We start from the raw sequence: 12020 nt of genomic DNA, 5'->3' as shown, positions 1-12020 counted from the left end.
ATTATTTTAGTTTATTCAGCTTATCTCCGATCAGATCTCCAAGCTGGAAGCCAGTGCTTGTTTCTTCCTTCGCTTGATATTGACGGTAATCCTCTTGATCAGCTTTAGGCGATTCTTCTAGTTCACGCATGCTTAATGAAATGCGCTCCTCATTTTCATTCACATCAAGAACCTTCACTTTTACAGTCTGTCCTTCTTCAAGGACTTCATGCGGTGTGCCGATGTGTTTATTGGAAATTTGAGAAATATGAACAAGACCTTCAACGCCCGGAAGGATTTCAACAAAGGCACCGAAGCTGACAAGGCGCTGTACAGTTCCTTCAAGCACATCACCAGGTTTCACTTTCTCGCCGATTTGGCTCCATGGTCCCGGAAGAGTATCTTTAATAGATAAAGAAATACGTTCATTATCACGGTCTACCGATAATACTTTCACTTTTACTTCTTGTCCCTCTTCAACAACATCGGACGGCTTCTCTACATGGGAGTGGGAAAGCTGTGAGATGTGTACAAGTCCGTCGATACCGCCGATATCAACAAATGCGCCAAAATCAGTCAGGCGCTGTACTTTACCATCAAGCACACTTCCAACTTCAAGAGACTGAAGAAGATCTTGCTTTTTATTTGCTTGCTCACTTTCAACAACAGCACGGTGTGAAAGGATCACACGGTTTTTGTCACGGTCAAGCTCTACAACGAGCAGAGACAATGTTTTTCCTTTATAGTCAGTGAAATCTTCAACGAAATGCGCTTCAACCAGCGATGCCGGAATAAACCCGCGAACGCCGATATCAACGACAAGACCGCCTTTCACGACATCTTTCACTTCCGCTTCAAACACTTCTTTTGTTTCGAATTTTTTTACAAGGTCTTCCCAAGCGCGGTCTGCATCAACAGCACGTTTAGATAAAATCAAAGCATCGTCTTCCACTTTTGTTACTTTCAGGTCAAGCTCGTCGTCTACTTTTACAACATCCGATGCTTTCTCTACATGAAGACTTGATAATTCACTGATTGGAATAATGCCGGACTGTTTAACATTGATCATTTCAACATCCACATGTTTGTCCTCTACCTTTGTCACAATCCCTTTCACTACATCTCCAACCTCTGGCACTTGAACATCAATTTGATTCATTTCCTCTGTCATTTGAATAACCTCCTTGGTCCAAACCTACACAGCTTAATTAAAACGGTTTAAAAGCTGAACCTATAAACATGTCCGCTTTTTAGCCGAATATGTATTAAAGAATCACCCAAAAAGTTTTTTGAATGATCAATAAAAAGTTTTATTAGTATTAACTTCTAATAAAAGGACAGGTTTGTCAAGCGATAACATTCTTTCTTCGTTGAAAAATTTCAAAAAAATTTGCATTCCCTATAATCAGCGGGACTTTTGTTCTACTGCCTCTAGGATCTTATCAGCCACTTCTTGAATGGAAAGGGACGTCGTGTCAATTTCAAGAGCATCTTCTGCTTTTCGCAGCGGAGATACTTCGCGCTCTGAATCAAGCTTGTCCCTTCTTGCAATTTCCTCGATTAATGTTTCATAGTTAACATTGTAGCCTTTTTTCACATTTTCTTCATAACGGCGCTTCGCTCTCTCTTCTACAGATGCGAGCAGAAAAATCTTCACCTCTGCATTTGGAAGCACATGAGTCCCGATATCACGCCCATCCATGACGACGCCGCCTTTTTCGCCAAGCAGCTGCTGGCGCTTTACCATTTCTTCTCTGACGCTTCTATGCTTCGCCGCTATTGAAACTTGGTTGCTGACTGCATCTGTTCTGATCGCCTCAGTTACATCGGTGCCATTAACGAGTACTTTTTGTCCCTCTTTTGTTGTAATCAGTTCAATGTCCGTCTGTTTTAACAGCTCGGCTATTTTTTCTTCATTGGTCAGATCAGCGTTTTCCTGTAAAGCTGTGTACGTTATCGCCCGATACATCGCCCCTGTATCAATATATATGTACGATTTTTTCTCAGCCACAATTTTGGCAACAGTGCTTTTCCCCGCAGCTGCCGGGCCGTCAATTGCAATCGATAATTTCTTTTCCATAATTCCTCTCCTTGCTCTTTTCTCCTCTATGGATTGTATCACGAACTTTAGGAAAAAGGGTGAAAAATTGATGAATATTAATGTTTGAAAGTTTCAATCTTATTGTTCTCCTCCATTTTATCCACCCCTTCATATTGAATCACTTTTGATACATAAGGCTCAATATGCTCATAGTGAAAAAGAACCTGGACACCAAATAAAATAATGACCTGAATGAACAATAATTTAATCAGCAGCCGTTCAAATGTTTTCATCGGAGCACCTCCATTACATATAGTATGGAAGGGTCTGCAAATGTTTATTCCATCCTTGCCTTTCCTCTCTTATTTAATCGGCGCAGGACGCAATATTAGAGCGGGAACCGGTGTCACTGGCTGCGACTCCTTTGTCTTTTGCGTTTCCTTGATTTCAGATCGTCAAGCGATTCGACTGACAACGGCTTCTGTTTCTATTTGATAGATGTTCTCTTCTTCAGAAAGACTTGAAGTAACATGATAGAGGAGTGTGCGAAACCCTTCTATATTTGCAGGCTGAATTTGCACGCCCAGTTCTTGCATGCGCTGGATTTGTTTCATTTCACAGGGCGCACTTTAAGACAAATCATTTGAAGTTTTTCCTTCTCTTTAGCTTTTATGCTGCTTATAAAACGATAAGAAGCCTTCTTGCCGTTACTTCCATATCGTTATGTAACATCACCGTTCGCCCTTAACAACTTTTACTCATTTTCTGTATTCTAAAAATAGATTTTCTACAATCTCTATTATCGAATACATTCTTTTTTATGAGAACATGCAATGAAAAAAGGAAAAGACATTTAGTCCTTTCCCCTTTTTTTATAGGTCTTTGTATATAGGTTCTGCATTTTTAAGTTTTTCAACCTTTTCTTCAGATCCGTCTTGAGCATTTATAAACATTCTGAATGTGTCATTTTCAATTGTTCCAAGCATTTCATAGCATAGCACTTCTTGGCCAAGTTCATTTGTAATTAAAGCGAGCCTTGTTTCTCTCACTTGTACATTTTTATTTAATTTAGATTTTGCTTCTGCTTCCGTTATAGCAGGCTTAGGTATATTTCTTGTTCTATGGGCGGTCAGGAAGTCTCTTGCTGAAAATCCGACAACCTCGCCGTCATCCAAGGCTACTTTCATACGAATGGCTTCTGGGTACATCCGGACTTTATTTTCAATAGGAACATATGAAAAGACACCAACTTTATCGTATTGAGCACTTTCATCAATTTCCAAGTCATCTGTTTCATATCCATTTTTCTTTAAAAAGGCGAGTGCACGGTTCGATCCGTCATTCAAACTGATTTTCTGTTGTTTCACTTCTCTGTTTTGAATCAAATAAACTGGATGCCCGCCCTTTTTCGTAATGTCCATATAAATCGCCGCATTATGGTCTGGATCTTTCATGCTGATGCTATACACGTCGCGATTTGTTTTTTTTCCGCTCTTGACTACTTTAATGGAATAATTGTCATCCGGTGCAAAACGCTCAGCAATTTGTTTTGCTTCCTGTACGGAAATCTGTCTTCCCTTCAGATGGCCGAAGCCTTTCTCTTCTTTTTTTGTGCTGGTGAAGCTTGGCCCAAGATCTGTTCCTGTAGAGAATGCACCCACATTTTTTTCGACAGCTTTAAAACTGTTGATAATCGTATTATCACTTTGTTTTTTATCAGATGCCAGCGCCATCTCTACGTCCATCCAGCGAAGATTTTTGCTCATGACAAGGTGCTGGACATGCCGAAGTTCATTTTGTATATCTTCGGACTGCTGATATAGCTTATTTAGAGATGTATACTCATTTTTATCAAGCGGCTTTTGATCCAAATCTCTGACAGATGTTTTATAACTGAAATCCCCGATCTTTGATAACAGCTCTTCCGTTTTATTAAACGGCATTAATGTAAGCGGCAGCTGACTGACGCTGTTATGGGCTTCAGATGTAATTCTCCACACGTCTATCAATGCAGGTGATAGTGATTTTTTGCTGTTCATAGCAAGTGTTGTTCCGATTTTGTCATGAAGCTGATCCACCTGATAGGTAAGTTCATGAAAAGCCCGCTGATAGTTATTTTCAGCATGAAGAAGAACTGCGTCTTTTTCCTGGTGTTCTTTATATCCCCAGTAGCTTGTACCGACAATTGCAATCCCGAGCACAGCGATTAAAATTCCTCTGATCATTTATCACACCTCTTTTTATGCTTTCTCATGTCCTGCTACTCACAGAAAATGTGTTTACCGATTCTTTTAATCTGCGGACGCCCCCAAATCCATGCACTGGTCGCTGTATCCGGGTTAAAGTAATACAGCGCTTCTTCAGTCGGATCCCAGCCATTAATGGCATCCAGCACTGCTTTTTTTGCTGTTTCATTCGGCTGCATATAAATTTGTCCGTCAGCGACCGCTGTAAAGGCGAGCGGTTCGAAAATGATGCCTGCTACTGAATTAGGAAATAGCGGACTGTTCAAACGGTTCAAAATAACTGCTGCGATGGCAACCTGCCCTTCATACGGTTCTCCTCGGGCTTCCCCATAGACTGTCTGGGAAAGCAGCTGAATATCATTGTTGGAAAATCCGCCAGGCATGTTAGCAGCGACCGCGTCCTGTTTTTTTGCCTTTGCAGGTGTATTGTTTTGCTTGTTTTGCTGTTGATTCGCTTTAGGCTGCTGTGTTATTTTTTCCGCAGGCTGTTTCTGCCTCGCTTCTGCTTGCTGCCTTGCTTTTTGTGTTGCTGTTTTTGACGGTTTCGTCTGGTTTTTCAGCGGAATTTTCCCGTAATGCGTGAATGTATTTCCTTTTTGAAGCTGCTGCGTAACATATTCACGATAGTATTTAGATGTAGATGTTAAGGTCTGCTTTGTTTTAGCTCCTACAAGGCCGTCGATCTCTTTTAACCCGAATTGATCTTGAAAGTTACGAACTGCCCAGTACGTTCCCCATCCATAAACCCCATCTATTTTTCCATTATAGTAACCGTTATACTGAAGACGCGCCTGAAGTTCGATCACATCGTCCCCCGTTGCCCCTCTTTGAATGACCTGATTCGAAAAGGCAGAGACGGACTCAGTATTGATAAACATCATTAATGTAAAGGAAAAAAGAATGAGACATGCCATAATCGATCCTTTGGACTTCATCTTTTCAAGCCTCCTACAGCAAAATTTTAAGTGTAATCGTATTTTCTGTCACAAGGTTATTTTTATACACTCTTTCCTTGTTATCCCTCCGAACTTAAAATCTCTTTGATCAATGGTAAACAAAAAAGCCGCACAGTTTTTGTGCGGCTATACTTGCATCATATTGACGGTACGGGCTTTTTTTGCTTTTCGCAAACCAAACCACCACAAAAATAACATAAATGGAAATATATAATAAATCCAATTACTCAGTGCTGTCAGGATAAAATCATAGGATCCATGTAAAAGGGACGGGACGGCTAAAGAAAGAATCAGCCACTTCACTCGTGCCTTATCAGCGGAAAAACGGGCTTTCCCAAGATAAAATCCCATAATCACACCTATTAAAGCATGACATGAAACAGGCAGAAGCGCCCTCACAAAGGCATGCTCTACACCGTGGCCAATTAAATAAAGTATATTTTCGAGTGTTGCAAATCCGAGCGATACACTCGCCCCGTACACAATCCCGTCATAATGCTCATCAAAGTGGGCATGCGGGTAGACACTGACCATCAGTATAAACCATTTCAGTGACTCCTCCAAAAACCCGGAAGATAAAAAAGAAACGAAAAAGCTTCCGCTCCCCACATTTTCTTTTTCAAGCACATACTGGATAAACATTATGGGAAATACAAGAACAACCCCTAGAAAAAACGACCGAAGCACCATATGTACAGGTTCATTATCATACTGATCTTTTAAATAAAAATAACTTAACAGCGCGATGCCGGGAGCAATTCCTGCAGAGATGATTGCAAACATCAGGCAACCTCTTTCCTTTATATTCCTAAGTCTATCCTACCATGTTATGTATGATTTTACATCTGTCTGAAACCAAAAAACAAAAAGAACATATGAATTCATCATATGCTCTCTTTCTTTAATGATGTTCTCTTTTAGCGATTTCTGCTGCGATATGTCCTCCGTGAAATCTGCCGTTTTCGATAAATATTTCATTCGCATCGTTCCCAGCAGCAATGACTCCGGCAATAAAAATGCCTTTAACATTCGTTTCCATCGTTTCTTCATTGAAAAACGGGCGGCCGGTTTCTCGATCAATTTCAACTCCTATTTTTGCAAGAAATTGATGGTCGGGATGATAGCCCGTCATAGCAAATACAAAATCATTTTTAATGGCGGTGACTTCGTTCTCCCCTGTTCGGAAAACAACTTCATCTTCTGTGATTTCTTCGACACAAGCTCCAAATTCCATACGGATTGTACCGTTTCTGACGAGTGATTCAAATTCAGGCAGAATCCACGGCTTAATGCTTTGCGAATATTCCTTGCCCCTGTATAAAACAGTGACACGCGCTCCTGATTTTACGAGTTCAAGGGCAGCGTCTACACTTGAATTTTTCCCGCCGATGACGACAACATCTTTATCAAAGTATGGGTGGCCTTCTTTAAAATAATGGAATACTTTTGGCAATTCCTCACCGGGTATGTTCATATAGTTAGGCTGATCATAGTAACCTGTGGCAATAATACAATATGGCGTCGAGTAAGTTTCTTTTGACGTCTCGATTACGAATGTATCGTTTTCCGCTTTCGTCACTTTCCGCACCATTTCAAACGCATTTACACGGATGTCTTTTCGTTTGACAACTTCCCGGTAATACGACAAAGCCTGAATTCTTACAGGTTTTCTATTTTCCGTAATAAACGCTACATCCCCAATTTCAAGCTTTTCACTTGAGCTGAAAAAGGTTTGATGTGTCGGATAATTGTAAATACTGTTAACGACATTTCCTTTTTCGATAACGAGGGCATCAATGCCAATTTGTTTTAGGTGAATGGCAGCAGATAATCCGCAAGGTCCTCCGCCTATAATTATTGCTTTTTCTTGAATCATTTCCGTCAACTCCTGCGATTGGCATTTCACTTCATATTTTTCTATATCCGAATAAAAAAATCTCCTACTATATCATAGGAGATTTTTTATTTTTATGCAAACCATCTACTTATATCCAGCCTCTAAAACGCGAAGCTTCGGCCATTTTTCGAACGCCGACCATATAAGCAGCGAGCCGCATGTCAATTCTGCGGTTTTTGGCCATTTCATATATATTGTTAAATGATTTAACCATCATTTTTTCCAATTTTTCTTCTACCTCTTCTTCACTCCAGTAGAAGCCTTGATTATTCTGAACCCATTCAAAATAAGAAACTGTTACGCCCCCGGCGCTCGCCAGCACGTCTGGCACAAGCAAAATGTCCCGGTCTGAAAGGATTTTGGTCCCTTCAAGCGTTGTTGGCCCATTTGCCGCTTCCACGACAATCTTAGCCTGTATGTTATGTGCATTTTCTTCTGTAATTTGATTTTCAATCGCAGCAGGAACGAGGATATCACAATCCAGCTCCAGCAACTCTTGGTTTGTAATGGTATCGTTAAACAGCTTTGTTACGGTGCCGAAACTGTCACGGCGGTCGAGTAAGTAATCGATATCAAGACCATCAGGATCATAAAGTCCGCCATATGCATCTGAGATGCCGACAACCTTCGCTCCTGCATCATGCATAAATTTCGCCAAATAGCTCCCCGCGTTTCCGAAGCCTTGGACAACGACACGCGCACCTTTAATATCGATGCCTTTTTTCTTAGCCGCTTCTTTAATACAGATGGTTACACCTTTTGCTGTCGCAGATTCTCTTCCATGAGATCCGCCAAGTACAAGCGGTTTTCCTGTAATAAAGCCAGGTGAATTAAATTCATCAATTCTTGAATACTCATCCATCATCCAAGCCATGATTTGTGAATTTGTAAATACATCCGGGGCCGGCACATCTTTTGTCGGGCCGACAATTTGGCTGATCGCTCTGACATATCCTCTGCTCAGACGCTCCAGCTCTCTAAACGACATATCCCTTGGATCACAAACAATTCCGCCTTTACCACCGCCATATGGAAGATCAATTATGCCGCATTTTAAACTCATCCAAATAGAAAGCGCCTTCACCTCTTTTTCTGTTACGTTAGGGTGAAAACGTATCCCGCCTTTCGTCGGACCGACAGAGTCATTGTGCTGGGCACGATAACCGGTAAAAATCTTTACTGAACCGTCGTCCATGCGAACGGGTATTTTTACCGTTAATAACCTCATCGGCTCCTTTAACAATTCATACACTTCTTCTGGATATCCCAATTTTTCCAGAGCCTTATGTATGACGGTTTGGGTTGATTTTAATACATCAAGTTTGTCCTCTTCTGTATGACCGGTGTATCGATCGGCTGCCATTTGAGTTAACCTCCTAGAATCTTCTGTTTCTCACATGCTCCCTTTCAGAGAATAGTATACACCTTCATATCATCTATGCATAGAATAAACGTTATGTTTTTCCATGTTTTTCAACGAAAAAAAACCGCTGTGAAATCAGCAGTTTTCCGTTATATTCTTATGAAAAATGGGTCTGTATTGTCTCAACGGCATTACCGTCCATAATGAGCTTACCATACTCGTGCAAACGATAAATCGTTAACGTTGTCGGATTTCCGTATTCAGCGAGAACCGCTACAACTCCCTCAGCCGTACGTGACCCCAGGTCTTCAAGGCTTAAAAAGTACTGTCCGTCATAGTGGTAGACATTTCCCCCTGTGATACCGATTCGCTGTAAGCTTTCTGAAAGCTGAATGATATCTTCAAAGGAATGGAATTGATAAATGATGTCCGCACTTTCATCAAGCTTGACTTGCATTTCGATGTAATCATCATCATACTCATCGTCTTCTGAATCAGCGTCTTGATTCTTTGTTACGATCACAACCATCCCTTGTGCTTGGAGAGAATACACTTCCACTGCAATCGGTCCATTCGCTTCAAAGCCGAGCTCTGTATTCGCTTCATTCATCATATCTTTAAATAACTGGTGGACTTTAAACGAGTCCTTCCAGAGGTCTTCTTTTGTCAATCCTCGGTCTGTCAAATCATCGAGGGTCAAAAAGATTTTGATCTTATTATAATTCAGACGCTCAAGCCGCATAACGTTCCCTCCTGCCTCTACTTGCACACAAATCATATAACACATTATATGAGATGATGAGTCATAGGTTCTTAATTGTTATCAGTTTACACTGAGTTCACTAGTAAGACAAGCACAATGCAGTTTTATCGCCATATGGATTTTTCCTTTTGAGACGTTATTCTGGCGCACAAATCGTCACAATATGTGTTTCCGGCTCAGCACCTAAACGGAGGGGCACTTTTGTGGTCCCGTATCCGTTGCTGATGAGATACGCTGCATTTTTTACAACACCTGTTTTTCCAAGTTCATAAGGGCCGAACTTCCAAAACCTAATCTGACCGCCGTGGGTATGCCCGCTGAATATCGCATCAATGCCGTCGGTTTCATTGATTTGCTCATGAATTTCCGGGTTATGGCAAACCAAAATATTCAGCTGGCTTTTGTCGAGTTCTTTAATGGCTTCTTCATAATGATCCATTTCCATTCTGATATCATCAACTCCGGCAATCGCAACTGTATGACCATTGTAAGAAAAAGGAACTGACTCATTCCTCAGAGCAATGACGCCGTGTGTTTTGAATATGGAATACAGTTTATGCTGTTTGACTTCATAATCATTATTTCCCCATACAAACACGACGGGAATCCCTAAATCCGCGAGCCTTTTGATGTTCTCCCCGATTCTTCTGCTGGAAACCCCGCCTTCGGCTAAATCACCGCCGATGATCACAAGATGAGGAGCATGGCTGCGCACTTTTTCTAAAAGGTCCAGATTTATGAGTCGTTTGTGAATGTCCGAGATAAAAAAGATAATAAGGGGCGGCTTGCCCTTCATTTTTGTTGAAGGAAACTTATGTGTTTTCAAATGGTTGCCTTTTGCTGTTGAATACATCTTTGCCGTCATTGCCGCTGCTGCAGCAGTTAACACACCGGCAATTTTCACTGATAGCTTCATAAAAACGCTCCATTCTTTTAGAACTTATCAATAAGACGGACAATAAAAAAAGACGTTTCTATCGTTTGAGAAAACGCCCGATTTTATTTACTTTCAAAATATAGATTAATATCATATTTGTGCTTCATCATTTGAAAAACAGATTCTCTCGCCCGCCATTTGTCCGGCTGCGGCCAAAGATCAGTGCTTTTTTGAATAATTTCACATCTCAGCTTATGAAAATCGCCCTCAGCTTTTTCTTCCTTTTTTTTAAAATAATGAGACGTGCAGTATGCAAAAGCGGTTGCCATCATCCAAAACAAATAAAAGGTATGGCTAAGCATTTCTTGAAGAATGTGCTGAGGCGCCGGGCTTTTGATTATGATCATAAGACATAATAAGCCTAAGCAAATGAGTGAAGCCCATCGCCATCTGCGGCATTGCGACGCATAGTTTTCAAATTTTTGTTTTCGTTTCACCAGTGCTTGGAGCATTTGCTTGGTCGGCGCGTCTGTAAACTGGTCTATCTGATTCCATAGGGATCCCATACGCTTCACACCTTGTCCATTTTCATTGCTACAATATATGAGCGTAAAATAAAAAAATGCCCTATTCCTCCATTAAAGGGATGTCCAAAACTTGTCCGGTGTAAACCTCATTTCCACTCAGATGATTATACGCGCGAATTTTTTCTTCTCCCGTCCGGCTTTTATAATACTTCATAGAAATGCGGTACAGCGTTTCTTTCTTTTGCACAGTGTGCTTGACAACTCGTTTCGGCTCAGGATGAGCTTGTTTTGCCGGCGGCTGCACATCTTCTTGCTGGGAAGAGGAAGCAGCAGCTGCTGCTTCCTCTTTATTTGCTGAGTCTTCTTTTTCCGCTGCAGCATACTGTTTCTTATCAGGTGTTGGTTTCGCAGGTTTTTTTGCCTTTGTGTCCTCAGCCTGTTTTTTTGACTCTTTCTGCAGTGCGGTCTCTTTCATTTCTTTGGATTCATTGGTGTCTTTTTTGTCCTTTTGTTTCGGAACAATCTCATATTCACTTTGGCTTCTGTCGATAAACACATCTTCATGATCATCCGGGTGGTCTTTCAGATAAAATAAACTGATTAAAACGATAACCGGCACAAATACAAATAATACAGCGAGTATAGTGAATAATGGCGTTTTTGTTTTACCTTGCTTTTTTTTCTGTTCTCTTTGATTTTTAACAGTTTGCCTTGTCGGAAGGCTTTCTTCATCCTCATCGAAATAATCGTCCGCCAACGCGTGATCTTCATCAAGATTCTGTTTTTTTCTTCTCTCTACTCTCGACATGTTCGTCATGTTTATCCCTCCTCACATGTTCTAAACGAATCTGACAGGCAAACACGGCATCGATAATAAAGTGCGCCGTCACCGGAACAAATAAGTTACCGGTCCATTCATACATCAGACCGAGCAAAAAGCTGATTGCTGTCACCATGATAAATAACAGCCATTTTGACAAATATCGAAAGTGCAGAGCGGCAAACACAAGGCTGGCCGCCCAAAGACCGATATGAGTCTGCAGCACTCCTCTGAATAACATTTCTTCCGCGAAAGCAATCAGAAGCGTTAAAAATATAATATGAGGGATTGACCTCTTACTGAATATTTTTTTATTGATTCCGCCGTCATCATATAAATGAGGCGGACACCATTTCATCACTGCCATATCAGCTAAAATCACAATAACCGAAAGAGAAACACCATGCCATATGATTCTCATATCGCGAATATCCCAGAGTTTTAGTACGTCTCTTACGTCATTGAAAAAGAATAATCCAGCTAAAACTGCGGCAATCATAAGGAAAAGCTGTGTCAAATATAACTGCTTGAGCATATCTCGATCAGACATA

General features: G+C 41.0%; 14 protein-coding genes. 1 reads left to right on the top strand and 13 read right to left on the bottom strand.

Annotated features, from left to right (window positions below):
* Position 1: 1 nt before the first annotated feature.
* The 3 genes from rpsA to AAGG74_RS03430 form a co-directional block, all read right to left on the bottom strand.
* Positions 2-1150, bottom strand: coding sequence for a 30S ribosomal protein S1 (rpsA, locus tag AAGG74_RS03440; RefSeq protein WP_162102594.1), 1149 nt, complete (start codon positions 1148-1150; stop codon positions 2-4).
* Positions 1151-1384: 234 nt separating this feature from the next.
* Entirely contained in the window at positions 1385-2059 is a 675-nt protein-coding gene (gene cmk / locus AAGG74_RS03435) for a (d)CMP kinase (RefSeq protein ID WP_162102593.1), read from the bottom strand.
* Positions 2060-2136: 77 nt separating this feature from the next.
* Entirely contained in the window at positions 2137-2313 is a 177-nt protein-coding gene (locus tag AAGG74_RS03430) for a YpfB family protein (protein WP_429674527.1), read from the bottom strand.
* Between the two features lie 40 nt (positions 2314-2353).
* On the opposite strand from AAGG74_RS03430, the gene AAGG74_RS03425 reads away from it, so the two are divergent.
* Positions 2354-2515 carry a hypothetical protein gene (locus AAGG74_RS03425; RefSeq protein ID WP_429674526.1) on the top strand — a complete coding sequence of 54 codons (162 nt, stop codon included), beginning with the start codon at positions 2354-2356 and terminating at the stop codon, positions 2513-2515.
* A 377-nt stretch (positions 2516-2892) separates the two neighbouring features.
* On the opposite strand, the gene ypeB is transcribed toward AAGG74_RS03425, so the two are convergent.
* From ypeB to AAGG74_RS03375, 10 genes are all read right to left on the bottom strand, one after another.
* Positions 2893-4245, bottom strand: coding sequence for a germination protein YpeB (ypeB, locus tag AAGG74_RS03420; protein ID WP_162102590.1), 1353 nt, complete (start codon positions 4243-4245; stop codon positions 2893-2895).
* A gap of 35 nt (positions 4246-4280) precedes the next feature.
* Positions 4281-5201: a spore cortex-lytic enzyme gene (sleB, locus tag AAGG74_RS03415; RefSeq protein WP_162102589.1), complete on the bottom strand. Its 921-nt coding sequence runs from the start codon at positions 5199-5201 to the stop codon at positions 4281-4283.
* Positions 5202-5348: 147 nt separating this feature from the next.
* Positions 5349-6005 carry a glutamic-type intramembrane protease PrsW gene (prsW, locus tag AAGG74_RS03410; RefSeq protein WP_162102588.1) on the bottom strand — a complete coding sequence of 219 codons (657 nt, stop codon included), beginning with the start codon at positions 6003-6005 and terminating at the stop codon, positions 5349-5351.
* Positions 6006-6123: 118 nt separating this feature from the next.
* Positions 6124-7098: a YpdA family putative bacillithiol disulfide reductase gene (locus AAGG74_RS03405; RefSeq protein ID WP_429674524.1), complete on the bottom strand. Its 975-nt coding sequence runs from the start codon at positions 7096-7098 to the stop codon at positions 6124-6126.
* Positions 7099-7207: 109 nt separating this feature from the next.
* A complete protein-coding gene (gene gudB, locus AAGG74_RS03400; protein WP_162102586.1) occupies positions 7208-8482 on the bottom strand; it encodes an NAD-specific glutamate dehydrogenase in 1275 nt (424 codons plus the stop codon).
* 157 nt (positions 8483-8639) lie between these two features.
* Positions 8640-9224, bottom strand: a complete 585-nt coding sequence (locus AAGG74_RS03395) for a genetic competence negative regulator (RefSeq protein ID WP_429674523.1) — start codon at positions 9222-9224, stop codon at positions 8640-8642.
* A gap of 157 nt (positions 9225-9381) precedes the next feature.
* Positions 9382-10161: a metallophosphoesterase gene (locus AAGG74_RS03390; RefSeq protein WP_429674522.1), complete on the bottom strand. Its 780-nt coding sequence runs from the start codon at positions 10159-10161 to the stop codon at positions 9382-9384.
* A gap of 83 nt (positions 10162-10244) precedes the next feature.
* The gene (locus AAGG74_RS03385; protein ID WP_429674521.1) at positions 10245-10688 is read right to left on the bottom strand and encodes a YpbF family protein; all 444 of its coding nucleotides are present in this window, start codon (positions 10686-10688) and stop codon (positions 10245-10247) included.
* Positions 10689-10749: 61 nt separating this feature from the next.
* Positions 10750-11466: a LysM peptidoglycan-binding domain-containing protein gene (locus AAGG74_RS03380; RefSeq protein WP_162102582.1), complete on the bottom strand. Its 717-nt coding sequence runs from the start codon at positions 11464-11466 to the stop codon at positions 10750-10752.
* Complete coding sequence (locus AAGG74_RS03375; RefSeq protein ID WP_225493816.1) at positions 11420-12019, bottom strand: CPBP family intramembrane glutamic endopeptidase; 600 nt, start codon at positions 12017-12019, stop codon at positions 11420-11422. The genes AAGG74_RS03380 and AAGG74_RS03375 overlap by 47 nt, the downstream gene beginning before the upstream one ends.
* Position 12020: the final 1 nt, after the last annotated feature.

Source organism: Bacillus mexicanus, from assembly GCF_050445615.1.
Lineage (GTDB): Bacteria > Bacillota > Bacilli > Bacillales > Bacillaceae > Bacillus > Bacillus mexicanus.
This window is presented reverse-complemented; position numbering and strand designations above follow the sequence as displayed.